A 24,240-nucleotide genomic window follows, 5' to 3' on the forward strand; every position below is an offset into this window, starting at 1 on the left:
CGATCAAGCACTTTTCAGGGAAGCGCTTTATCATGTCCGCTCGAACAACCACAATAGACTTGAATTGCAGGTATGCGCTCTCCTATCTTGAAATGCCTCTGCGTTGCATCTGCGTTGGATCTGCGCTTTATTTTTCAATACCAAAAATTTATGCAATAAGCCTAATAAACTTGGGCTATGAACCCGGTTTCTACGAAAAAGTTCTGGTTAAATAACGAGAAATCCAGAAAGAAACCGGGTTTCTGAGGTCACGCACTCCAAACAAATAAACTCCGCCTTTTAACACTTATCAATTACCAATTACTAATTACCAGTTACGATTACAAATCTGTACCTCACTCACTTGATAATTGCCATAGAATGAATATGTTTCCTACACAGCTCAATCGCTTTGTTACCAGAATTATCGGCAAAGTTCCATTACAAACTGTGCTAGTAGTTCCTTTTTTAGTGCAAATTGTCGGCATCGTAGGAGTTGTAGGTTGGCTGTCGTTCCAAAACGGTCAGCGGGCGGTCAACGATGTGGCCGCTCAGTTGCGGGGAGAAATTAGCGATCGCATCAAAGACCGTATTGAAAATTATATGTCAATTCCCCATATTGTCAATCACCTGAACCTTCAAGCGATAAAATTGGGACAGTTGAACCTAGAAGAAAAGCAAAAACTAGAACATCATTTCCTCCAACAAATTCAATATTTTGATTCGATCAGCATCATTTACACAGCCACAGAAAATGGAGACCACTCGGGAGCAATCCGCACTAAAGCCCAGATTTTGATATCGGCTGCTGACAGCTCTACTGGCAATAAATTAGCTCGATATACTGCTGATTCTCAGGGAAACCGCGTTCAATTAGTGGAAATTTCACCCGATATTTACGACCCGCGAGTTCGCCCTTGGTACATAGCAGCGGCAGCGGCAAAAAAACCTATTTGGAGTCAAATTTATACGGATTTTTTGACGAGGGAACTGGCAATTACTGCTGCTTTGCCTATCTACGATGACGGTGGCAAATTGTTAGGAGTAGCTGGCAGCGATTTGCTGTTTTCCCGAATCAAAGAATTTCTCGTCAGCCTCAAAATTGGCAAGTCGGGGCAAACTTTTGTGATGGAGCGATCGGGGATGTTAATTGCCACTTCAACGGCGAGTCAAGAATTCGTGGTGGAAGGTAAAGAAACAAGACGCATCAAAGCTTCAAAAAGCGAGAATCCGGTAATTCGCCAAACCACACAGTATTTAGAGAAATCCTACGATAACTTAGCTAAAATCTCTAATTCTCAACAGCTTACTTTTGATGTTGACGGCAAGAAAAATTTTATTCAGGTAGCTCCTTTTAAAGACGATCGAGGGTTGGATTGGCTGATTGTAGTAGTTGTACCCGAGTCCGATTTTATGGAGCAAATTAACCTCAACACGCGCACGACTTTTTTGTTGTCGGTTGCAGCTTTGATTGGAGCGGCAATTCTGGGAATTTTTACTGCTAAATGGGTAGTTCAGCCGATTTTAAGATTGAATGCGGCGGCGAAAGCTTTGGCGCGGAATGAATGGGATACAAAGCTCGCTCTGAGTCGCGAAGATGAACTCGGAGAACTTGCTGCTGCTTTTAACAGCATGGCAGAGCAATTGCAGCATTCATTTACTTCCCTATCGGAAAGCGAAAGCCGAGTTAAACAATTTCTCGATGCAGTACCGCTAGGCATTTTTATTGCAGAGCCAAACGGTCAACCTCACTACATTAACCCTACAGGAGAAAAACTTTTATCTCAAGGAATTGTGGCAGCCGATGCCGAAAGCTTGCGCCAATTATACCGAGTTTATTTAGCTGGAACTCAGGAAATTTACCCGGCGGAACGCGACCCAATTTTAAATGCTTTGCAGGGCCAAAGTGTCACTGTTGATGACATTGAAATCTCATCCAATAACAAAACTGTTCCCCTGCAAATTTGGGGAACTCCTATTTACGACGCCCAAGGAAATATTATTTACGGAATGTGCGCTTTCCAAGATATTACAAAACGCAAACTAGCGGAGAAATTATTAAGGGAATACAACCACAATTTAGCCGTGCAAGTTGCGGAACGCACCGCCGATCTTGCCAAAGCAAAAGAAAAATTTTCTAAAGCTTTTCGTTCTAGTCCGAATGCGATTACGATCACGAGAATCTGTGACGGCTGCCACTTAGAAGTTAATGATAGTTTTTGCCGGATGATGGGCTACAGTCAGGAAGAAATTATCGGTAAAACAGCGGTGCAGCTCAATTTCTGGGCGAGTTTGGGAGAGCGCGATCGCATGATTCAAATGTTAAAAGACAAAACAGCAATTCACAATTACGAACTGAGGTTTCGCAATAGAAAGGGTACAGAAAGAACGGCGCTGCTGTCGATAGAAACCATCGATATTGACGGAGAAGCTTGTTTTTTGTCGATTTCTAGCGATATTACCGATCGCCAACAAGCAGAAACTGCCCTCCGGGAAGCAGAAGAAAAGTACCGCAACATTTATGAAAATGCTTTGAATGGAATCTTTCAAACTGCTAGTGACGGGAAATACATCAGCGCTAACCCCGGTTTAGCTCAGCTTTACGGTTACGAATCGCCCGCAGAATTAATAGCAGCACAGCCCAATTTCAAGAACCAGCTTTACGTGAAGCCCAACCGCCGCGACGAATTTGCAGCGCTGATCGACGAGTACGGGATACTATCAAACTTTGAATCGGAAATCTACCGCAAAAATGGCAGCATAATCTGGATTTCCGAAAATTGTCGCGCTGTCTGCGATGAAGCAGGAAATCTACTTTACTACGAAGGTTTTATTAAAGACATTACTGATAACAAACAAGCGGAAATCAAAATGCAGCAGGCGAAAGAAGCGGCGGAAGCAGCAAACAAAGCTAAGAGTACGTTTCTCGCCAATATGAGCCACGAATTGCGATCGCCCCTGAACGCGGTCATCGGCTTTGCTCAAGTCATGATGCGCAGTAAAACTCTGTCTCCTGAAAATCAAGAAGATGTCGCAATTATCCTGCGCAGCGGCGAACATTTGCTGGCTTTAATTAACCAAGTTTTAGATTTGTCAAAAATCGAAGCTGGACGCACTACTCTCTATGAAAAAAACTTCGATTTGTACAGACTGCTCGACGATTTAGAAGATATGTTTGCTCTCAAATCTGAGGAAAAAGGCTTGCAATTAGTGTTCGAGCGAGGCGCGGAAGTGCCCCATTATATTTGTACCGATGAAGTGAAATTGCGCCAAGTTTTAATTAATTTGCTCAACAATGCAATTAAATTCACTTCACAAGGCGGAGTCTCGGTGCAAATCAAAGGAGGAAGGCGGGGTGTAGACAAAAATAGCCGCGATCGATTGCCCGATCGCTACTCGCTACATTTTGAAGTTCAAGATACGGGTGCAGGCATTGCTCCTGATGAAATCCATCAGTTGTTTGAAGCATTCGTGCAGACAAAAACAGGTAAAGATTCTCAGGAAGGAACGGGTTTAGGTTTAGCGATTAGCCGCCAGTTCGTGCAATTAATGGGAGGTGAAATTACTGTTGCCAGCAACCTCGGAAAGGGTGCAGTATTTCAGTTTGATATCCAAGTTCATCTGGTTGAAGCTGGTGATATTGAAAGCAAAAAAACTCAACGTCGAGTCGTTGCCCTCGAACCGGATCAGCCAAGTTATCGCTTGCTAATTGTGGACGACAAACCTTTGAACCGCCAACTGTTGGTAAAACTTCTCAGTCCACTAGGATTTGAGTTAAGAGAAGCTAATAACGGTAAAGAAGCGGTGGATATTTTTATGGAGTGGGAACCGCATCTGATTTGGATGGACATGAGAATGCCCGTGATGGATGGCTACGAGGCAACGAAACAAATTAAAACTACAACTGGCGGGCAAGCAACGGCGATTGTTGCCCTGACTGCTAGCGTTTTGGAGGAAGAACGGGCGGTGATTCTTTCGGCTGGTTGCGATGATTTTATGCGGAAACCATTCCGAGAGGAGGATATTTTTGTGGCAATGGGAAAACATTTAGGAGTACGCTATATTTATGAAGATCCAAGCGTAGTCAGTGGGGCAGGTATAGGGGAGTCAAGTCAGGAGGTGCTGACACCGGAGGCTTTTGCCTCTCTTTCTCCAGACTGGATAGCCCAATTAAAGCAAAATATTTTGAGTGTGGACATGGACGCGATCGCCAGTTCGATCGCACAAATCCGCACTGTCAACTCCTCTCTTGCGGACACGCTTCAAGATTGCATTAATAATTTTGAATATGACAGAATTTTGAACATAATCGAGATCAGCGAGAACCAGTAAATACCCGATGACTTCTACTTTACCGAACACCAATCGAGCTAATATTTTAGTAGTGGACGACACTCCAGAAAACCTGCGGCTGCTGACAGGGATTTTGAGCGAAAAAGGCTATCAAGTTCGCCCGGTTCCCAACGGCAAGCTAGCATTGTCTGCAGCCCAAAAAATACCCCCGGATATAGTGCTGCTGGATATTATGATGCCGGAGATGGACGGTTATGAAGTTTGTCAGCAGCTCAAAGATTCTGAAGTCACAAAAGACGTTCCGGTGATTTTCATCAGTGCCATTAACGACGTGATGGATAAAGTTAAAGCTTTTGGCGTTGGCGGAGTTGACTTTATTACTAAACCGTTTCAGGTTGAAGAAGTTTTAGCCAGAATAGAAACTCATTTAAAAATTTGTTCGCTGCAACAAACTTTGCAAGAAAAAAATCAAGATTTAGCAATTGCGCTCCACCAATTGCAAGCCACCCAAGAGCATTTGGTTCAATCGGAAAAAATGGCTGCACTCGGACAACTGATTGCCGGCATTGCCCACGAAATCAATACCCCACTGGGCATTATAGGTTCGTCTATTAATAACATAGCTAATTTTGGAGACGATTTTTTAGAAAAAATGCCTCAAATTTTTCAAAACCTTTCTGAAGGAAGCCAAGCTTATTTTTTAACTTTGCTGTATAGAGCTACCCATCAAGAAACTTTATTTACCAGCAAAGAGAAACGGAAATTCAAGCAGAAGTTGACGGGGGTTCTGATGGCAGAATCTGTTGAAAACCCCGAAGACATTGCCGATACTTTAGTTGACATGGAAATCTACGAAAACATAGAAAACTTGTTGCCACTTTTTAAATTGCCGGATTGGGAAGTAGTTTTAAATACTGCTTACCAGTTTGCTAGCTTTAAAAAAAGTATTAGCCTGATCCAAAGAGCGACAGCAAAGTCGGGCAAAGTAGTATTTGCCTTGAAAACCTACGCTCATTTCGATAGCAAACAAGAAAAAGTCCAGGCGAACTTGCACGACGGCATTGAAACTGTGTTAACGCTTTATCAAAATCAACTGAAACACGGTATAGAAGTAGTTAAAAATTATGGAGATTTACCCAAAATTATGTGCTATCCAGATGACTTAAATCAAGTTTGGACAAATCTCGTTCACAATGCCCTGCAAGCGATGGATTATAAAGGTATTTTGACAATTAAAACTCAGCAGGAAGAGGCAAATATTTTCCTCAAATTTACTGATAACGGCAAAGGCATTCCCCCCGAAGTTATTCCCAAAATTTTTCAGCCATTTTTTACGACTAAATCTGCGGGCGAAGGTAGCGGTTTGGGATTGGATATTGTGAGAAAAATTGTTGAAAAACACGAAGGCACAATTGCTGTAGCTTCTGTACCGGGGCAGACAACTTTTACAGTCTCGCTGCCTATCTATTAAACAAAAATTATTTGTAGTGGGCTGATTCCCGATGAAACTCCTGGCTGTCTCTCTGGCAAAGATAAGATTTAGGGCGATAAACCGAGTTTCTGTTCGGAAGTCCTATTAAAATAATATCACTTTAAAAAAAAATGTAACTGTAGGCAAGTTCCCAACCCTTATGAAATTAGTCGTTCCGCATCTAAAATCTAAAATCTAAAATCTAAAATGGTATAAGATAGGTGACAGATATCCTCTATCCTCGCCCGAAATCAATAAGGTAGAAGCAAGTCATGTCGGTAAACCACTAAAATTAAAGCAGAGAGGAAAAGATGAATAAGCCTGTAATTCTTTGCGTTGACGATGAACCAGATATCTTGAATACTCTCAAGATGCAGCTAAAAAATGAATTTAAAAATGATTACTTTTATGAATTAGCTGAAAGCGGTGATGAAGCTTTAGATTTACTTGATGATTTTCAAGAAGAAGCTCAAGTAATTGTGGTTGTTTCTGATTGGCTGATGCCCGGAATTAAAGGTGACGAACTTTTAATTAAAGTTCACCAAAAATATCCTAAAATTATTAAGGTGATGTTGACGGGACAAGCTGATGCAGCGGCACTTCAGCGGGCAGTAGAAGAAGCAGATTTATACTGTTGTTTGTACAAGCCGTGGCAAAGCAAAGACTTAATAAAGATTATAAAATCTGGGCTGGCTAAGTTATGAAAAAACCTGTGATTGTTTGTATTGATGATGAACCTGATGTTTTGAACAGTTTAAAGATTGAACTAAAAAAGGCGATCGGCGATCGGTGTATTATTGAAACGGCTGAAGGGGGCGCTGATGCTTTAGAGTTGCTGGCAGATTTGCAGGCGGATGAATACGAGATTGCTTTGGTGCTTTCCGATTATATCATGCCGGATATTAAAGGGGACGAACTGCTCCGAAAAATTCACGAAAGCTCGCCGGAGACGCTGACGATTATGCTGACAGGACAAGCAGATTTGGAAGCTTTGAGCAATGCTATCAAGTATGCTAAATTGTACCGTTATATCCCTAAACCTTGGCAAAATGAGGACTTAAAATTAACGGTAGTAGAAGCAGTTCACAGTTACTTGCAAGACCAAAAGTTAACAGATGAAATTCTGAAACGGCAAGCAGTAAACGAGGAGTTAAAGCTAGTAAATGAGGCCCTGTCTGCGAGTGAAAGCCGCCTGAGTCAATTTTTAGAAGCTTTGCCAGTGGGGGTATCTGTTTACAATCCCGACGGCTCGATCGCCTATTTCAACCAGACAGCGCAGGAATTGCTGGGTGCAAACACTATCGCGGAAAGCACTGCGGAACAATTAGCTGCAACTTATCAACTTTATGTTGCCAATACTGATGAGCTTTACCCGCCGGATAATCTGCCAATTTTGCGCGCACTGAAAGGAGAATTTGTCAAGGTTGACGATGTAGAAATCCGTCAAGATGGCAAAATAATTGCGATCGAGATCAATACCACGCCGATTTTTGACGCTAGCGGAAATGTTGCTTATGCGATCGCAGCTTTTCAAGATATTAGCGATCGCAAACAAGCCGAAAAAATACTAGCAGATTACCAGCGCACCTTAGAAGCTCAAATTGACGAACGCACAGAACAACTGCAACAAGCAAAACAAGCTGCTGAAGCCGCAAACACAGCTAAAAGCACGTTTCTTGCCAATATGAGCCACGAGTTGCGCACACCTCTCAATTCCATACTCGGCTTTGCGCAAATCATGGAGCCCAGCCCGAATCTTACTCTCGAAAACCGAGAAAATATGAGAATTATTCGCCGTAGTGGCGAACACTTGCTGACATTGATTAATGAAGTCTTAGACTTGTCAAAAATCGAAGCGGGGCGGATGACGATCGACCCGAAAATTTTCGATCTCTACCGCTTGCTTGAGGATTTGCAAGATATGTTTCAACTGCGGGCACAAAATCAAGAATTGCAGTTGCTTTTCCAGCGCGATCCAGACGTTCCCCAGTACGTGCGAACCGATGATATTAAACTGCGGCAAGTGCTGATTAATCTTCTCAGTAATGCGATTCAATTTACGCAATCAGGCAAAATTATTTTAAAAGTTACAAAGTTAGAGAATTCGGAATTTATTAATTTATTAGAAACTCCCATAGCTTGCTTTGACACCACAATAAGTATTCGCGATTTTTCGAGAACTCGGAGTAATTGTGAAACAGTTGATTTGAAGGAAGAGGCTGAGGATTTAACTGGTCCGGGTTTTTTCCTTCAGTTTAAAATAGAAGATACAGGAGTTGGCATTGCTCCGGAAGAACTGGACAATATTTTTAAGGCATTTGTGCAAACAGCTTCCGGTCAAAAAAATCATAAAGGCACGGGTTTAGGATTAAATATAAGCCGTCAATTTGTCCGCCTGATGGGAGGAGAAATCGTCGTAGAGAGTCAACTGGAACTCGGCACTACTTTTAAATTTGAAATTCCAGTCGATGCGGTTTATGATGCTGATATTCCAGCCCTGCAAATTAACCGCGAAGTTACTGGGTTGGAACCTAATCAACCGTGCTACCGGATTTTAATTGTGGACGATCGCGAAGACAACCGCCAACTTTTAGTCAAAATGCTTTCTCCCTTGGGTTTCGGGCTGCAACAAGCCACTAACGGCCGCGAAGCAATAGAAATGTGGGGAAATTGGCACCCGCACTTAATTTTGATGGATGTGCGAATGCCAGTAATGGACGGCTATGAAGCTACTAAAAAAATTAAGGCGAGTATACAGCAGAGAGAGCAAGAACTGCAAAAAAATGGGGAAATGAATATTTCCGATCCTGAATCCCCAATTCCCAAGATTATTGCTTTGACAGCTAGTACAATTGAAGGAAGGCGATCGTTTGCTTTATTGGTCGGCTGCGACGATTTTATTAGCAAACCTTTCTGCAAAAAAGATATATTTGATACCCTCAACAAGCATTTGGGGGTGAAGTATGTCTACTCTAACTCAACGGACTTTATCTCAACAGGCGATCGAAATAATCTATCTGCTTCCCCCTCTAATGCTGGGCTTGCTTGTTTGCCCAAACTTCCCGCAGAATGGATAAACAACATTAAGCAGGTAATCCGCAGTGCTGATTTTGACTTAATTTCCAGGACAATCGAGGGAATAAGGGATGCTCATCCTGAATTTGCCGAAATCCTCCAGGGTCATCTCGATAATTTTGATTACCAGAAAATTTTCAATGTAATTACCGAGACGGAGGAATCAGATAATGCAGATCGAGGCGGAACAAACTGAAAACTATCAAGCAGATATTTTAGTAGTTGACGATACGCCAGATAATCTGCGTTTGTTGATTAGAATTCTGCAAAAAAACGGCTATAAAGTTCGACCTGTTACTAATGGTTTTTCTGCCCTAGATGCGATTGAATCTAGCGCACCCGATTTGATTTTACTAGATATTATGATGCCGGATATTGACGGCTACGAACTCTGTCAAAAACTAAAATCAGATCCGCAATTTAGGGAAATTCCCATCATTTTTCTCAGCGCGCTAGAAGAAGGAATAAATAAGGCAAAAGCTTTTGAAGTCGGCGGAGCAGATTATATCACAAAACCTTTTCAGGTGAAAGAAGTATTGGCGCGAGTGAGCAATCAACTTACTGTGCGTTCATTGCAAATGCAATTGCAAGAAAAAAATCAAAAATTGACCGATCAAAACTTCCAGTTGCACCAGGAAATCGCTGAGCGCCGCCAGGTTGAAATGGAAACAAGATTGCTGCTGAAGGCTACTCAAGCTATTAGCAAATCTGAGGATTTTGAGTCTGCTATAGATGTGATTTTAGGTTTAATTTGCAAAACTATTGAATGGAATCTGGGCGAAGCTTGGATTCCTTGCAGTGACGGCTTTTTAAAATGCGCTACAGGCAGGTACATCAGCGACTTGAGTTTTGCGGAATTCCGAGAAAAAAGTTGGCAGTTAATTTTTGCTCCCGGTGTGGGACTCCCGGGGAGGATTTGGCAGTCGCAGCAGTGTGAATGGATCGAGGATGTTTCTACTGCACCGGAACAAGTTTTTTTGCGATCGGAAATCGCGGTGAATGTGGGATTAAAAGCGGCTTTTGGAGTGCCGATTTTGGCGGACAACCAAGTGTTAGCTATTTTGATTTTTTATCGCGAGAAAGTTCTGAAAGGTCAGCCGCGGTTGTTGGAATTAGTGAGCGCGGTTGCTACGCAGCTCGGTTCGCTGATTCAGCGGAAACAAGCTGAGGCAGCGCTGAAATTGCAGCAAGAGCAAACAGAGAAATTGCTGCTGAATATTTTACCTAAACCTATTGCCGAGCGCTTGCAAAAAGAGCGAAAGTTGATAGCCGATCATTTTGATGAGGTGAGCGTATTGTTTGCTGATTTGGTGGGTTTTACAGAGTTTTCTTCTCACAAAAGTCCGACCCAGTTGGTAGAAATTTTGAACGGAATTTTCTCGGAATTCGATCGGTTGTCGGAGTTGCACGGGTTGGAAAAGATTAAGACTATTGGGGATGCTTACATGGTGGTTGGGGGTTTGCCGACGCCGCGGGAAGATCACTCTGAGGCGATCGCACTTTTAGCTTTGGAGATGCAGGCAGCTTTGAGGAGGTTTAATGTCAAAATGGGAGAAAATTTTCAATTGCGGATTGGAATTCACAGCGGTTCGGTGGTGGCGGGGATTATTGGGATTAGCAAATTTAGCTATGATTTGTGGGGGGATACTGTTAATGTTGCTTCGCGGATGGAGTCGAACGGATTGCCGGGTAAAATTCAAGTGACGGTGCAGACTTACGAGCGCTTGAAAGAGCAGTTTGTTTTTGAAGAACGGGGTCATATCCCGGTTAAAGGTAAAGGAAGAATTCTGACTTACTGGTTGATTGAAGCACAAAGTAAATTTTTGTGATTTTTAGAGGTTAATTTCAATTAATATCTAAATTAAATTAAATTTGCACTTTCAGGAGGGCTAATCCTTTGCAAAGAGTTGAAACAAAATCGCCGACAGCATTGAAAAGAGTCCTAGTTATTTTAATGTCATTGCTAGCAGTAGCGGTACTGTCGATCGCTACTTTTATCGCTATACCCGGAGAAAAAACAGTGTTTGCTGGAAAAAGACCTGCCAATATCGGGATTGTGTCAGGAAAACTTGCAGCGTGTCCGAGTTCCCCCAACTGCGTCAGCAGCTTCAGTCAAGATGCGGAACACAAAATTGAGCCTTTGGCATACACTTCGTCCCCTGCTGAAGCGATGGCCAAGCTCAAAGGGGCGATCGAGTCTTTGGGAAAAACTAAAATTATCACGGCAACGGATAATTACCTCTATGCGGAGTTCACCAGTGCTTTGATGGGGTTTGTTGATGACGTTGAATTTTTGGTAGATGATGCAGCAAAAGTCATCCACGTGCGATCGGCTTCGCGTCTGGGAGAGTCAGATTTAGGAGTTAACCGCAAAAGGATAGAAACTATCAGAACTCAACTAAATCACCTCTGAACTTCAAATTTTTAGCTTTCCCGAAGCCCCTCTCCTGCAAGATGAGGGGCTTTGATTTTTGTAGCTCATTATGTAATGTTCATTTGTAACCATCTACTTAACAATTATTAACAGTAGCAGCTCGCGATCGGGACACCCTATTGCTATGTCCCTACAGATGCTCGCGTACCATCTATATGTAGCACTACTTGTCAGAATTGGTATAAGAAACCTGTTTTCTGCGTCAGTCATGTTTAATGTAAACTGCTGTAATGCTGAGTCTGCCAACAGCTACTATTTGCATCTAGAGGAATTTACAACCTTAAAAATAGCTGAGCGCGCTAGCACAGAAAAAGAGATGCCGTAGTATTCCTATAGTATTAAAGGCCCTAAATTATACACTTCTGACTTTAGGGAGAGGGAACTGAACGAATTAATTTCTACTATTAATTTAAGTAGAGCGAAGAGGAAAAAACACATGGCACTTCAAAGATTAGCAGAATTTTATCCTAATTATCAGGAAGAAATCTTTGCGGGAGACGACATCAAAGGATTTGATGTTTATGCTGGCGACTCTGATGAAAAAGTAGGCACCGTTTATGACGCTTTGGTTGATGACACGGGGCGTTTCCGCTATCTGGTAATTGATACCGGTATTTGGATTTTTGGCAAAAAAGTATTGCTGCCAATCGGCTCTGCTCGCTTCGACTACGGAGCCCGTCGCGTGTACGCAACAGGCCTTCGGAGCAAAGCTCAAGCAGAACAATTGCCGGCTTACAATGAATTAGAAGCAGTAGATTACGATCGCGAAGAACAGGTAAGAGGCGTTTACCGCAATCAAGATACTACCGCTGCAAGCACTGCAACTCCTGCTAGCTACGATCGCAGCAGCTACAGCTACGATATCGACCGCCCCCTCTACGAAACCAACGAACAGCAGCACCAAAATCTCAAGCTTTATGAAGAACGCTTGATTGCTAACAAACACCGCGCAAAGACAGGCGAAGTAGCAGTTGGCAAGCGCGTGGAAACTGAAACAGCGCGAGCTTCAGTACCAGTTGAAAAAGAACGAGTGGTAATCGAGCGAGTAACGCCCGTAGAAGCGGGTCGAGTAGTTTCAGTCGGTGACGCTGACTTCCAATCAGGGGAAGTTGCACGCATGGAAGTCTACGAAGAAACCGCCGACATTCACAAGGAAGCTTTCGTGCGGGAAGAAGTCAACGTCAGAAAAGAAGTGGTTCGCAGCACGGTTGAGGGCGAAGAAACCTTGCGTCGTGAAGAATTAGACGTTAAGAGCGACGGAACTGCGGTTGTAGATAATAAAGATATCTAAACCAACCGCAACAGGTATTGCATAGGAATTGCGCATGAATCACATAATTCTGGCACTGCGCAGGTGAGATTTGTGGCATCGCGCAATTCCTATAGAACGGGGCGGGTGGAGTACAAAAATTGTCTAGTTTTGGCAAACTTTATGCACTTTTCCCGCCTTGAGCAATTCCTAAGAGAAATCCCCAAGCAGAAAAGTTTCAGGAAATTTTAAAAAATGAACGGTCAAGCCTCAGCAGAAAAGATAGCAGCGGCCAAATCAATTGCCCGTCTCAACCGGGTTCCGGAAAAAGTCAGAACTAAGCTAAAAAGTTTTACAGTCAAAGACAACCAAGGTCACTTGGTAGGCAAAGTTAAAGATGTCTATTTTGATCCTAACGGTCAGTTGAACTTTGTGGTAGCAGGGCTAGGCAGCGAAAATACGCGCACTTTTTTACTAAGTATTAAGCTGCTAAAAAAAGTAGATTATCACCAAAAAGCGCTGTTTGTAAGTATTAATTCGGATCAAGTCGATATGCTGCCGCCTGCTTCGGCAAATGGCGGACGCGAGTCTTTAGAAAATGCCTCAGAATCGCATAATGAATTTAACAACAGCGAGTTAACGAATCCCTCAACAGTTATGTCGAATCTAACAGATGCCGATCGCACAGATGAAAATTTGGAGATCGCTGAGGATGAGGAAAACTTGGATATTGTCGATCGAGAAGTAATTCGCCTGCTAGAAGAACGATTGGTGATCAATCGCAGCAAGCGGAAAGTCGGCGAAGTCATCGTGCGCAAAGAAATTGAAACTCGGATGGTACAAGTGCCTATCCAGTGGGAAAAGCTGATTGTCGAACAAGTCGGCGACGATCCGAAGGTGTTGGCAGAAATAGATTTGGGCGAGGGAAACATCACCGGTATAGATTTGACGGAGATTAAGAGCGATCGCCAGGAACCGACAGTTAAGGCTGAATTTACCTCTGTGCAGAAAGCTAGCAAAATCTTAAATTCGATCGCCTCTCAACCCCGCCACGGTTGCGTCAAAGTCCGCCTAGAACTCGTTCTGGAAGACAAGCAACTTGAGGATACTTACCAAAAATGGATGACGGAACACCACTCAGAGAGTTAAACTATTCGTCCTTTTCGGTGTGGATTTTAGCTATTAGCGAGAAACTTAAATCTCATAGCGGATTGTGGCGATCGTTTCTGCGGACAAATTTTTCCCGCATCTACTAAGATCGTGTTCGGTAAATTAACCGTAATTTTGGTAGGGGCGGGTTCACCAATATCTATAATATTAAGCCCGAGATCCGTAAACTCGGCCCGGCCGGGATATTTAAATTTTTAGCGATCGGCATCCAGACAAAATTGTACCCAATTGCGGTAAAATTATGCTGGTCAAATTTAAAAGTATTTGAAAATGCCCAGCACAATCTCCGACATTCAAGTAAAAACGATCGCAGGCGCAGACAAGCAGCTAGGAGAGTACGCTGGCAAGGTACTCTTGATAGTTAACGTAGCTTCCCAATGTGGCTATACACCTCAATACAAAGGACTCGAAGAATTGAGCCAGAAGTACGGCGCGGCTGGACTCCGCGTTTTAGGATTTCCCTGCAACGACTTCGGAGCTCAAGAACCGGGAAGTAATTCAGAAATCGTCAATTTCTGTACTACAAAATACGGCGTCAGCTTTGAATTATTTGACAAGGTACGCGCTAAAGGCAGTCAGCAGCACCCGCTGTACGCCAAGCTTACGAGTGCAGTCGAACCCAAGGGTGAGGTTTCCTGGAATTTTGAGAAATTCTTAGTTAGCAAAGAGGGTGAAGTGGTTGCCAGATTCCGCAGCAGCGTGGGCCCAGATTCGCCAGAATTGATCGCTGCGATCGAGCGAGAATTGGCAAAATAAGAAGTTCGGCGACGAAGCAGTCTATAGGATTTAACGGATTTAACGGATGGATGTTTAGGGAAGAGGGAAAAACTTAATATGCTTCTTTTCTAAGTTTAGAGCTTCTTTTTTTCTTCTCTTCCCCATTGTTTGGAAGCACTCAGCAATTAACAAATACCCATGATTGGATTTAATTGGAGAACGGTTTAATTTAATGGAAAATACATCGGGATTAGATTTAGTTGTAGGTTTACTTGCCTTTGCAATTCTTGCAGGCGGGTTGGCAATGCTATTTGTAGGCATGGCATCGTTCCCTAAAGAAAAATAACCAGAATTGATATTATGTGCGATCGCACATAATAAAAGTGTTTGTAGTGAGGAGTGAAGTCCTCATAGAAATCTGAGGAATGAAGTCCTAACTACCAACTTAAAACCGTTATTTTTCAGGACACGATCTGAATAAATATAACAGCATTCAATTTTAACATTCGCAATTGACTATCATGCAAACTACCGAAAACACCGTCAAAATTGTCCTGAAGCCGGGGAACTTGCGGCGCGTTCACCATATCGCTTTAAACGTGCGCGACATGAAAGCTTCCCGCTACTTCTACGGTACAATTCTCGGTTTGCACGAACTCACAGGTGCAGAAATCCCCGCAACTTTAACAGAAATGGTAGCCGCTGGTAAAGTCGCTAATTTCGTCACCCCAGACGGCACTGTGATTGACCTATTTTGGCAGCCAGACTTGGAACCGCCAAACCCTGACCCGGAGAAGGCTTTTACTCGCGCCAACCACTTAGCCTTCGATATCGAGCCGGATTTGTTCGATCGCGCTCTGGAAGTGCTAAAGTCAAATCAAATTGCGATCGACAGCGGCCCCGTCACTCGCGCTACAGGACGCGGCATTTACTTTTACGATCCTGATGGATTTATCATTGAAATCCGTTGTGATGCAGCTTAAACAGTCGCTATCGGGCTGGCGGTGAGCCGTGCGCACCATACATTTACTATTTCGATCGGGGTGTTCCGCGCGCAGCCTAGGTTTAGAGTTGTTTTATTTTCCGTCTTTGCTAATAGATTGCTTCGGCCAAGTAAACCGAAAAGTTGCTCCTTTACCTTCGGCAGATTCTAGGGAAATAGTACCCCCTTGACCTTCGACAATTTTCTTCACCAGCGACAAACCAATGCCAGTATTTTCAACTTTATCCCGAGCTTCCAAGGTCTGAAAAATTACAAAAACTTTATCGTGATATTCAGGAGCAATCCCCGGCCCGTCATCCTCTACAGAAAACTCGTAAAAATCATCTAACTCTTTAACCGATATTTTTACGTGACCGGATTCACATCGATTGTGCTTGATGGCGTTGCTAATTAAATTAGAAAAAACCTGCTGTAACGGCAATTTTTCGGTCACAAAAATTGGCATTCCCGGTTCAATTTTAACCTCAAATCCAGGCGGCGGCGCCAACGAATCAATAATTTCTGCTAATAACTTTTCAACTTGTACAATTTCTGAAGACACTTGAATGCGTCCGACGCGGGAATATTGCAGCAGTCCCTCAATCAAACCTTCCATGCGGTGAACTCTGCCGCGCAGCAGGTTCATTTGGTGCAGAGTATCCTCTGTCATCGAGTCGCTGAGGTCTTCTTCTATCCAACTGCTGAGATTTGCGATCGCCCTCAGCGGCGCTTTCAAATCGTGAGAAACTACATAAGCAAACTGGTCTAATTCTTGATTCCGCTTTCTCAAAACATTCGTCGTTTTAGCCAGCATCTGCGCCGTCCAAGTCAATTCTTCAGCGCGCAACCGCAGCGATTCCTCAGCTTGTTTGCGTTCCCTAATATCTTCTACCACACCCATCAGAAATGGACTGCCATCTTGTTCTCGCAGCACCGAAACCGTTAAGTTTGTCCACACCAACTCTCCATCTTTGCGGACGTAGCGCTTTTCCATACCATAATGTTCAACTTCTCCTGCTAACAATTGGCGCAAAATTTCCAGTTCGCTTGCCAAATCCTCCGGCCAAGTAATCTCCTGAAATCTTTTTTCCATCAATTCTTGGCGGGTGTAGCCCAAAATCTCGCAAAGTTTTTGATTGACTAACAGAAATTTGCCTTCGACAGTCTTTTGGGCCATGCCGACTGCCGCCTGCTCAAAAGTAGCGCGAAACCGCTGGGCGCTTTGGGCTAAAGCAATTTCTGAGCGCTTGCGATCGCTAATATCGTTGCTGATTTCCAAAATAGCCACAGGTTTATCTCGATCGTCGCGCTGCAAAGTCCACCGGCTGGCCACGGTTATTTTTGTCCCGTCTGCCTTGGTGCGTACCAGTTCCCCTTGCCAAGAACCCCGCTCGAAAAACACTTTTTGAATTGCCTCGAAAGGTTGCGTCCATTCTGTTTGCAAAAGCTCGTGAATATTTTTTCCTACTGCTTGCGACTTCCGCCACCCGTAGAGCCACTTCGCTCCCAAATTCCAATAAGAAATCGCGCCGTTCAAGTCGAGCACCGCGATCGTATCGTTCGCTAAATCCAGCATTTGCGCTTGCTTGCGCAGAGTTTCCTCAGCTTCTTTCCTTCCTCTGGCATCGCGGCAAACCGCAATAAACAAGTATTGATTTTCCAGACGCATTTCGCTGACAGCCAACTCCATCGGAAACTTGGTTCCGTCGCTGCGAAGTCCAACTGTTTCTTGCTGGTAAGTCTTCAGCTTAGTATCGGGATTTAACACAAAATATTCGATCGAATAATCCCCCGCGCTGCTGTCCGGCTCCGGTTGAGCTATCAGCCGCCGAAGGTTCGAGCCAATTATGCGATCGGCTTTCTCCCCAAAAATTTTTTCTGCTGCCTTATTAAAAGACTCAATATTTCCCTGTGCGTCCAAAGTAATAATACCGTCAGCCGCATTGTCTACCACAGCTTGAATGCGACTTTTACTTTCTTCCAAGCCAGCTTGCCGCTTCCTCAATTCCTTCTCTAAACTATCAAATAAATACCAAGAAGCCCCTGCACCCAAACAGCCGAAAACCAAACCAGCTAATTGCACGAAATTAGTGCAATCTATCAACTCCCGTATTTGCCCCTCTAAAGATTTCTGGTAGGCTTCGCGCGCATCAGCAAACGCATTAATTTTTTCGCGCAGTCGATCCATCTTCAATTTACCTTGAACGAACACCTGAATTGTTTCCGGCGACTGCACCCTTGTTGCCGAACTGTCGAGCTTATTCAAAGTGTTTTGCAAGACATTTATTTGCTGTTGGGTACTTTGTTTAATTTCTTTAAATCGCTGAGCTTGCAGTTGATTGTCTCGAACCATAACCTCGAGTTTAGCCAGCAGCAGAGGCAAACTCTTCTTTGCTTCTAAGTAGGGTGATATAAATTCGCGGCGCTTTGTCAACCCGTAACCCCGAATGCCCGTTTCTGCATCCACCACGATTGTTAACAAGCGGTTAGTTTCTTCAAGTATTTCCTTATTAATATTTGCTCGCTTTCTGATCTGTAGGCTGCTATCCCGGAGCCATGCAATTGCTATCAGCGAAGCAAACAGACAAATCACGGGGATAGTAACGATGACTGTTCCCCGCTGGCGAATTGGTCGGTCTGTCCATACAAATTGGACGCAGCGATCGAGCAAATACTTCACGGATGTTGAAGAAGAAAGTTTGCTGGCAGTATATCGCTTTTTGGCAATTTAGGCTAGGGATAAGTTCGTTTTTTTTGTTTGGCGATCGCCGGGGACTAACCGTGGAAACTAGATTAGACCCCTGCTATACCTACCTGCTGAGAGTAACAGCAGATTTTTTTGAACGGTTTTTAAACGGAGACAAGGAGAAGGAAATGCCTTTTTTCGGCAGCGAGACAGCAGGAGAACCAGAAACGAGCCTTTGTGCTTTACCTTCGTTTTCGCCTTCGGCTTTTGCTGTCAAACTAGAGTCTGTTTCGCAAGCATTCTGAACATTTGTAACTACAGTAGTCCACCTGCCTGTAACGGGATCGCGATAACAAGTGAAAGGATTTATTTTTAGCGGTTGACTGCAAGGTTTAATCATGTAGATGCACTCCTTTGATTCTCAGAACTTGCGCACTGCTTTCAGCAGCAGTGCTATCTCGCCAGTATAAACAGCAGTATGAAGGCAAAAACCAGAATTGTGTTTCTGTGCCCAGAGACTTTTGATAATTCCTGATTTCCTGTTAACTTTTGCCTTCTACTGGTTGCCGACCATAGCATTACTTTTACCAAAATGCCTTTCTGCAAGCAACCCCTCACCCCCTTAATCAGGTTGAGGTGCGACTTGTGAATGCAGCGAGGCGCGAGATCCTGCCTGCGGGAAAACTTTGGGATAATACAGGTATTCTAGGCTGGGAAAAAATGTTACTGTGTGATCGGCAACAGACGTCGATCGCGATCTGTGTCACAATTAAAAAGGGAATTGGTAATTGGTAATGGCGAATTGATAATGAGGGAATTAGTAATCGGGAATTATTCCATCTCTTCCTTTCCTTAAATCGGTTAAATCCCGTACACAATCCGTTGTATAACTTCATTCTAACTAATATTAACTTTTGCCTTTAATTGAACAGTAAAAGTAGAGCCAACACCAAACTGACTCTCAACAGTGATATCGCCGCCCATCATCTGGCAAAACAAGCGGCTAATGGCTAATCCTAAACCGGTGCCGCCGTACTTGCGAGTAGTCGAAGCATCCCCTTGAATAAAAGGTTGAAACAAACCATGCTGCTGTTCTGCCGACATCCCAATCCCCGTATCGGATACCTGCAAATAAACCGAATCGCTGCCGCCTGCTGATTCGCGAGTCGCGCTCAACAGCACGGTTCCACCTTCGGTAAACTTCAAGGCATTCGAGAGCAAATTGAACAGAATTTGCCGGACTTTAGTCAAATCTGCATACATCACTCCCAAATTGGGAGAGCAAGAAACTTGCAATTCATTGTGATTTTTTTCGACCAAAGGGTGCAAAGTTGCAACGACTTCTTCTATTAAATTGCCGAGGTCAAAATTTTCTAAGTAAAGCTCCATCCGACCCGCTTCGATCTTAGAAAGGTCGAGAATATCGTTAATTAAAGTCAGCAAGTGTTTGCCGGCGTTATAAATTTTTTGGGTATCCGGAAGTATCTCTTCGAGTCCCGATTCCAGTGCTTCTTCTTGTAGCATTTCGCTGTAACCGATAATCGCGTTGAGCGGCGTCCGTAGCTCGTGGCTCATATTGGCTAAAAAAGTGCTTTTAGCTCTCGAAGCTGCTTCAGCTTTGTGTAAGGCTTCTTGCAAAGCTATTTCGGTTCTTTTGCGCTCTGCAATTTCGATGCGGAGCAGTTTATTGGCGGCGGTGAGTTGAGCGGTACGCTGATCGACGGTCATTTCTAGCTGCGCTTTGGCTTTGGAGAGTGCTTCCTGAGCCCGCTGGCGCTCAAATCCTTCGATCGCCAGCGCTACCAAATTTGCCAAAGAATCGGCGAATGTGCGCTCCTCCAGAGCCCACTGGCGGGGCGCGCCGATATGTTCGAGAGAGAGGATACCGACGATCTGGCCGCCGAGCCTAATTGCTACATTTAAGATGGATGAATTTGGCTTGCTGGCATCTGGCACCACAGCGGAATGTTCGGCTACCGAAGATAAGTGGGAGAAATTTGTTTTTAGAGAGTTTTGAGTCTTTGGCAGAGGTTCTAAAGCTTTGTCCGATCGCACATTTTCGCCCGGTGCGTCGCCTTCAACATCTAAAGTTGAAAATTTTAAATCGCTTGCCGATATGGACTGGTGGCTCAAATGATTCTCGCGGGTGCGATCGTACAAGTCCAGACAAACTAATTTGAGGTTGGGGATTGTAAATTTAGAACGATTGACCGACTCGTTTTCCTCTGGGGCGGCAGTCTCTGTATCGGTTGATTCTGTTTGGTTGTGGGCGAGCGATCTCTCGGTAAAATTTAGCTGAGGATCGATCGGGTAGCGAGTTCCAAATCTTCCAGGGTTGTAAAGCCAGACGCTGACTTTTTCCACATCCAAAGTGCGGGCGGCAGCCTCAGTAATTTCGCGAATTCCCACATTCAGCGCACCGCTGTTGAGAGTCCTCTGCCGACCTAGCTGCAACAAAGCCAAACTCTGGCGGCGGAGCCGCTTTTCGCTCTCTTGGAGAGTTTGTTCTGCTTCCTTGCGCTGGGTGAGGTCGTACAAGGCGCACAATGCCGTCTGCTGACCGTTAAACAGCAGCGGCTCAACCGAGATCATCACCCAGAAAGGGGTGCCGTCTGACTTTTTGCAGTGCAGTTCGTAGTTTTGGAGGTGTCCGTCTTTAGCAATTGCCTCAAGTACCTTTGGGCGATCGCTGGGGTTTAAGTAAAAGTCTAGAGTGCTGCTACCGATCAATTTTTCTAGGGGTAGGTTCAGGAGAGAAGCCAATTGAGGGTTCGCATACAGAATTAAGCCGTCACAGAGGCGAGAAACCAATACCGGAACGGGAGTTGCCGAGGCGATCGTCCGAAACTGCTCTTCGCTTGAACGCAGTGCCAACTCAGCTTTGCTCAGCAAGTGAGCTTCCATCGTATCCGAATGTTCGGTGGTAGTCTCCAGCATAATTTCTAGGTCAGTCTTTTCGCGCTTCAAGTTTTCAAGTTCTGCACTCAGCCGCTGAACGTCAAAAAGTAGCTGTTCTGTCGATGGTTCTTCCTGCATAGCAATTGAAAATTGGTAATTTTTAGTTTATTTTGAATTCTTTTACGGTTTTGTGCTAGCTTAACTATGACTTATTCCCATTAACTTCAGCCACCCTCATCCTGGTTCCCGGACTTAGCTTGGGGTTCATCTTTTTTACCTTTTTCTATACTATTCCAATTCTAAGTGCAAGGAAGGCATCAGCCGTTGCAAGTTCTTCAGGGATTTTTTCTGCCAGTGGATCTGTTTAGAGCCTTTTATGGCGATTTGAATATTTTTTTGCTGGCGCACTTTGATAATAAATTTTGAGACAATATTAATTCCCGAACTATTTAAAAATTCTAGCTTTCGCAAGTCTAGAGTAACAGTGTTTGGCGAGGATTCAGCCACTTCGTTGAGCAGATCGACGATCGGCGCGTATTCTTCCACCTGGCTGAGTCGGAACGAGCCGCTGCAGGTCACTGTTTGGGTATCGCCATCGTAGCTGAGCGTGTAATCTTTGGTCTTAATCTCCATACTTTTCTCGGTTGTGGGTTGTTAGCGGTAAAGGGGCTTTGGCTGCGGGAGCGAGGATTGATGTTCAGGCTAGCACGATAAAAATTCGGCCGTTTGCCGAATGCCTTTGCTGGTGTAACTTGTATTACATATACTGCTAACTGTAGCATTGCCACAGGGCAGTTATGAGTTATTTTGGGATTTATCAGTTGTGATACCAGTTGGAAAAAAGAATGCAACTGTTGACTAGCTCTCTACCCTGGTAGTCATTAGTCATTGCCAATTATTCAATTATTCAATCTAAAATTTTAGGAGTTGTGGGGCTGTAGGAAACCAGCTTTTGCTGAAGTTCCGAGTTATCAATTCTGTTCTTTTTCTCAATTTAGTATTGACAAATTTACCAAAATGTGAGAAAAATTTCACATCTAACCCAGCAGTGAGTAGGAGAATATTTAATGGCAATTTCACAAATTACAGAAAAGCTTTTGGCTGCTAAAAAAGCTAAGGGAATTAGTTTTGCAGATTTGGAAAAACTTTTGGGGCGCGACGAAGTTTGGATTGCCGCGGTTATTTACCGTCAAGCAACCACATCTGAAGATGAAGCAGAGAAAATTGTCTCGGCTTTGGGACTAGATGGCGAGACGGCTGCGGTTCTCTGCGAACCTCCGTTAAAAGGTTCTTTGGAGGCCTCGGTTCCGGTCGATCCTCTGATTTATCGTTTCTATGAAATTATGCAGGTTTACGGGATGCCGCTCAAAGCAGTGATACAGGAAAAATTTGGTGACGGGATTATGAGCGCGATCGACTTTACATTGGATGTCGAGAAAGAAGCAGACCCAAAAGGCGATCGAGTGAAAATAATTATGTCGGGAAAATTTTTGGCATACAAAAAATGGTAAGCCAGTCTTGCTTTACCTTCAAGTGAAAATTAAAAAATCAACATTTGGTCGAATGACTAATGACTAATGACTAATGACTAATGACTAAGGCCTCAAAAGTGTTAACTTAGAAATAGAGATCGCGAAGCTTGACTCCGCCAAAAAAACGGAGACAAGCCCCCGACTTAAGTCGTGCAGAGCCCCAAATTTTAGACCATAGTTCAGCTCCAAAATTCATCTGTGGAGTAAATCTAAAATCTAAAATCTAAAATCTAAAATCGACTGACTGGCTTGGGTGTCCGATCGGGAAACCTTTCTAGGGCAGAGCTAAGGTCGATCCCGCGGCAACTTCCCCAGTAGAAACAAGCAACCGCAACCGTAAAGTAAGAGGCAAATATGTCAAAATATGACTCCCATCTGAGATGCTCCTTTTGCGGCAAGTCGCAAGAGTACGTCCGCAAGTTAATAGCTGGGCCCGGGGTCTACATTTGCGATGAATGCGTGGAACTGTGCAATGAAATTTTAGAGGAGGAGTTCTTTGACTCCAGTAAAACAATTGGTCAACAGATTCCCCAATCAGAGGTGCGAGAGTCTCAGGGACAAGGAACGCGGCGTCCGGGTCGATCGAATAAATCGAAAATTGTTTTAGGTCAAATTCCGAAACCGACAGAAATCAAGCAGCATTTAGACAACCACGTTATCGGCCAGCATTCAGCAAAAAAAGTCCTTTCTGTAGCAGTTTACAACCACTACAAGCGCTTGAGCGTTGACCAAGCTAAAGATAGCGACAAGTCTTCCCCTGACAGCGATGTAGAACTGCAAAAATCCAACATCCTGCTAGTCGGGCCGACAGGTTGTGGCAAAACTTTGTTAGCGCAAAGTTTGGCGCAAATGCTGGAAGTCCCGTTTGCGGTAGCCGATGCGACGACGCTGACAGAAGCTGGATATGTCGGCGACGATGTAGAAAATATTTTGCTGCGGCTGTTGCAAATGTCGGATTTTGATGTCGAATCGGCGCAGCGCGGCATTATTTATATTGATGAAATTGACAAGATTGCTCGCAAAAGCGAAAATACTTCGATTACCAGGGATGTATCAGGAGAAGGAGTGCAGCAAGCGCTGCTAAAAATGTTGGAAGGAACGGTGGTTAACGTGCCCCCGCAAGGAGGCCGCAAACATCCTTACCAAGATTTTATTCAAGTTGACACGAGCAAAATTCTATTTATTTGCGGCGGTGCTTTTGTCGGTTTGGAAAAAATAGTTGAACAGCGTTTGGGTAAAAAATCCTTGGGCTTTATTCAGCCAACAGAAAGCGACAGCAACTCAACTTTGCCGGCTAAGGATAAGCGGGCTGCTGATATTTTGCAGCAGGTACAGCCTGACGATTTAGTCAAGTTTGGTTTGATTCCTGAGTTTGTCGGGCGGATTCCGGTGGTGACGGTGATTTCGCCGCTGGATGAAGCAGCTTTGATGCAGATATTGACCGAGCCCCGGAATGCGCTGGTGAAGCAGTATCAAAAGCTGTTGAAGATGGACAGCGTGGAATTAGAATTCCAGCCGGAAGCTCTGCGGGCGATCGCCCAGGAAGCCTACCGCCGCAAAACTGGCGCCCGAGCTCTCCGCAGCATTTTAGAGGAGTTAATGCTCGATGTGATGTACGAGTTGCCTTCTCGCAAGGATGTGGCTCACTGTATGATTACTCCTGAAATGGTCGAGAAGCGATCGACTGCTGAATTGCTGTGGCATCCCGCTTGGCACAAACAGCACGAAACTGCATAATTTGTAATCTGTAGGGT

Annotated in this window: 17 protein-coding genes; 12 read left to right on the forward strand and 5 right to left on the reverse strand. The window is 44.2% G+C overall.

Annotation, left to right across the window (positions count from 1 at the left end; all coding sequences use genetic code 11):
* Positions 1-366 precede the first annotated feature (366 nt).
* The 9 genes from E5S67_RS02640 (at position 367) to E5S67_RS02680 (ending at position 14,427) form a co-directional block, all read left to right on the forward strand.
* Entirely contained in the window at positions 367-4,311 is a 3,945-nt protein-coding gene (locus E5S67_RS02640; RefSeq protein WP_172185203.1) for a PAS domain S-box protein, read from the forward strand.
* Between the two features lie 7 nt (positions 4,312-4,318).
* On the forward strand, positions 4,319-5,743 hold the full coding sequence (locus tag E5S67_RS02645; protein WP_172185205.1) for a hybrid sensor histidine kinase/response regulator: 1,425 nt from the start codon (positions 4,319-4,321) through the stop codon (positions 5,741-5,743).
* 311 nt (positions 5,744-6,054) lie between these two features.
* On the forward strand, positions 6,055-6,447 hold the full coding sequence (locus tag E5S67_RS02650; protein ID WP_172185207.1) for a response regulator: 393 nt from the start codon (positions 6,055-6,057) through the stop codon (positions 6,445-6,447).
* Positions 6,444-9,014, forward strand: a complete 2,571-nt coding sequence (locus E5S67_RS02655; protein WP_172185209.1) for a response regulator — start codon at positions 6,444-6,446, stop codon at positions 9,012-9,014. The genes E5S67_RS02650 and E5S67_RS02655 overlap by 4 nt, the downstream gene beginning before the upstream one ends.
* Positions 8,989-10,647: an adenylate/guanylate cyclase domain-containing protein gene (locus tag E5S67_RS02660; protein ID WP_172185211.1), complete on the forward strand. Its 1,659-nt coding sequence runs from the start codon at positions 8,989-8,991 to the stop codon at positions 10,645-10,647. Before E5S67_RS02655 ends, E5S67_RS02660 begins: the two co-directional genes overlap by 26 nt.
* Positions 10,648-10,772: 125 nt before the next feature.
* Complete coding sequence (locus E5S67_RS02665; protein WP_246276596.1) at positions 10,773-11,231, forward strand: DUF1499 domain-containing protein; 459 nt, start codon at positions 10,773-10,775, stop codon at positions 11,229-11,231.
* Positions 11,232-11,688: 457 nt separating this feature from the next.
* Positions 11,689-12,543, forward strand: coding sequence for a DUF2382 domain-containing protein (locus E5S67_RS02670; RefSeq protein ID WP_172185213.1), 855 nt, complete (start codon positions 11,689-11,691; stop codon positions 12,541-12,543).
* Between the two features lie 213 nt (positions 12,544-12,756).
* A complete protein-coding gene (locus E5S67_RS02675; RefSeq protein ID WP_172185215.1) occupies positions 12,757-13,650 on the forward strand; it encodes a PRC-barrel domain-containing protein in 894 nt (297 codons plus the stop codon).
* Positions 13,651-13,941: 291 nt separating this feature from the next.
* Positions 13,942-14,427 (forward strand): glutathione peroxidase, encoded by a 486-nt coding sequence (locus tag E5S67_RS02680; RefSeq protein ID WP_172185217.1) that lies wholly within the window; start codon positions 13,942-13,944, stop codon positions 14,425-14,427.
* 54 nt (positions 14,428-14,481) lie between these two features.
* Here E5S67_RS02680 and E5S67_RS02685 read toward each other — a convergent pair whose 3' ends face one another.
* Positions 14,482-14,709 (reverse strand): hypothetical protein, encoded by a 228-nt coding sequence (locus E5S67_RS02685; RefSeq protein ID WP_172185219.1) that lies wholly within the window; start codon positions 14,707-14,709, stop codon positions 14,482-14,484.
* 200 nt (positions 14,710-14,909) lie between these two features.
* Here E5S67_RS02685 and E5S67_RS02690 point away from each other — a divergent pair, with 200 nt between their 5' ends.
* Positions 14,910-15,371 (forward strand): VOC family protein, encoded by a 462-nt coding sequence (locus E5S67_RS02690; RefSeq protein WP_172185221.1) that lies wholly within the window; start codon positions 14,910-14,912, stop codon positions 15,369-15,371.
* Between the two features lie 93 nt (positions 15,372-15,464).
* On the opposite strand, the gene E5S67_RS02695 is transcribed toward E5S67_RS02690, so the two are convergent.
* The 4 genes from E5S67_RS02695 to E5S67_RS02710 form a co-directional block, all read right to left on the reverse strand.
* Positions 15,465-18,050, reverse strand: coding sequence for a PAS domain S-box protein (locus E5S67_RS02695; RefSeq protein WP_172185223.1), 2,586 nt, complete (start codon positions 18,048-18,050; stop codon positions 15,465-15,467).
* A gap of 130 nt (positions 18,051-18,180) precedes the next feature.
* Positions 18,181-18,456 carry a hypothetical protein gene (locus E5S67_RS32185; RefSeq protein ID WP_216670154.1) on the reverse strand — a complete coding sequence of 92 codons (276 nt, stop codon included), beginning with the start codon at positions 18,454-18,456 and terminating at the stop codon, positions 18,181-18,183.
* Between the two features lie 497 nt (positions 18,457-18,953).
* Positions 18,954-21,092, reverse strand: a complete 2,139-nt coding sequence (locus E5S67_RS02705) for a PAS domain-containing sensor histidine kinase (RefSeq protein ID WP_172185227.1) — start codon at positions 21,090-21,092, stop codon at positions 18,954-18,956.
* A 150-nt stretch (positions 21,093-21,242) separates the two neighbouring features.
* Complete coding sequence (locus E5S67_RS02710; RefSeq protein WP_172185229.1) at positions 21,243-21,587, reverse strand: slr1659 superfamily regulator; 345 nt, start codon at positions 21,585-21,587, stop codon at positions 21,243-21,245.
* A 434-nt stretch (positions 21,588-22,021) separates the two neighbouring features.
* On the opposite strand from E5S67_RS02710, the gene cynS reads away from it, so the two are divergent.
* Both cynS and clpX read left to right on the forward strand, forming a co-directional pair.
* Positions 22,022-22,465 carry a cyanase gene (gene cynS / locus E5S67_RS02715; RefSeq protein WP_172185231.1) on the forward strand — a complete coding sequence of 148 codons (444 nt, stop codon included), beginning with the start codon at positions 22,022-22,024 and terminating at the stop codon, positions 22,463-22,465.
* 375 nt (positions 22,466-22,840) lie between these two features.
* Positions 22,841-24,223 (forward strand): ATP-dependent protease ATP-binding subunit ClpX, encoded by a 1,383-nt coding sequence (gene clpX / locus E5S67_RS02720; protein WP_172185233.1) that lies wholly within the window; start codon positions 22,841-22,843, stop codon positions 24,221-24,223.
* Positions 24,224-24,240: the final 17 nt, after the last annotated feature.

It is taken from the genome of Microcoleus asticus IPMA8 (genome assembly GCF_013179805.1).
In the GTDB taxonomy this organism is placed as follows: Bacteria; Cyanobacteriota; Cyanobacteriia; order Cyanobacteriales; family Microcoleaceae; genus Microcoleus; species Microcoleus asticus.

Coding starts and splice junctions, on each gene's coding strand:
- E5S67_RS02640 (WP_172185203.1), top strand. CDS start 367: ATGTTTCCTACACAGCTCAATCGCTTTGTTACCAGAATTATCGGCAAA.
- E5S67_RS02645 (WP_172185205.1), top strand. CDS start 4,319: ATGACTTCTACTTTACCGAACACCAATCGAGCTAATATTTTAGTAGTG.
- E5S67_RS02650 (WP_172185207.1), top strand. CDS start 6,055: ATGAATAAGCCTGTAATTCTTTGCGTTGACGATGAACCAGATATCTTG.
- E5S67_RS02655 (WP_172185209.1), top strand. CDS start 6,444: ATGAAAAAACCTGTGATTGTTTGTATTGATGATGAACCTGATGTTTTG.
- E5S67_RS02660 (WP_172185211.1), top strand. CDS start 8,989: ATGCAGATCGAGGCGGAACAAACTGAAAACTATCAAGCAGATATTTTA.
- E5S67_RS02665 (WP_246276596.1), top strand. CDS start 10,773: ATGTCATTGCTAGCAGTAGCGGTACTGTCGATCGCTACTTTTATCGCT.
- E5S67_RS02670 (WP_172185213.1), top strand. CDS start 11,689: ATGGCACTTCAAAGATTAGCAGAATTTTATCCTAATTATCAGGAAGAA.
- E5S67_RS02675 (WP_172185215.1), top strand. CDS start 12,757: ATGAACGGTCAAGCCTCAGCAGAAAAGATAGCAGCGGCCAAATCAATT.
- E5S67_RS02680 (WP_172185217.1), top strand. CDS start 13,942: ATGCCCAGCACAATCTCCGACATTCAAGTAAAAACGATCGCAGGCGCA.
- E5S67_RS02685 (WP_172185219.1), bottom strand. CDS start 14,709: ATGCCTACAAATAGCATTGCCAACCCGCCTGCAAGAATTGCAAAGGCA.
- E5S67_RS02690 (WP_172185221.1), top strand. CDS start 14,910: ATGCAAACTACCGAAAACACCGTCAAAATTGTCCTGAAGCCGGGGAAC.
- E5S67_RS32185 (WP_216670154.1), bottom strand. CDS start 18,456: ATGATTAAACCTTGCAGTCAACCGCTAAAAATAAATCCTTTCACTTGT.
- E5S67_RS02705 (WP_172185227.1), bottom strand. CDS start 21,092: ATGCAGGAAGAACCATCGACAGAACAGCTACTTTTTGACGTTCAGCGG.
- E5S67_RS02710 (WP_172185229.1), bottom strand. CDS start 21,587: ATGGAGATTAAGACCAAAGATTACACGCTCAGCTACGATGGCGATACC.
- cynS (WP_172185231.1), top strand. CDS start 22,022: ATGGCAATTTCACAAATTACAGAAAAGCTTTTGGCTGCTAAAAAAGCT.
- clpX (WP_172185233.1), top strand. CDS start 22,841: ATGTCAAAATATGACTCCCATCTGAGATGCTCCTTTTGCGGCAAGTCG.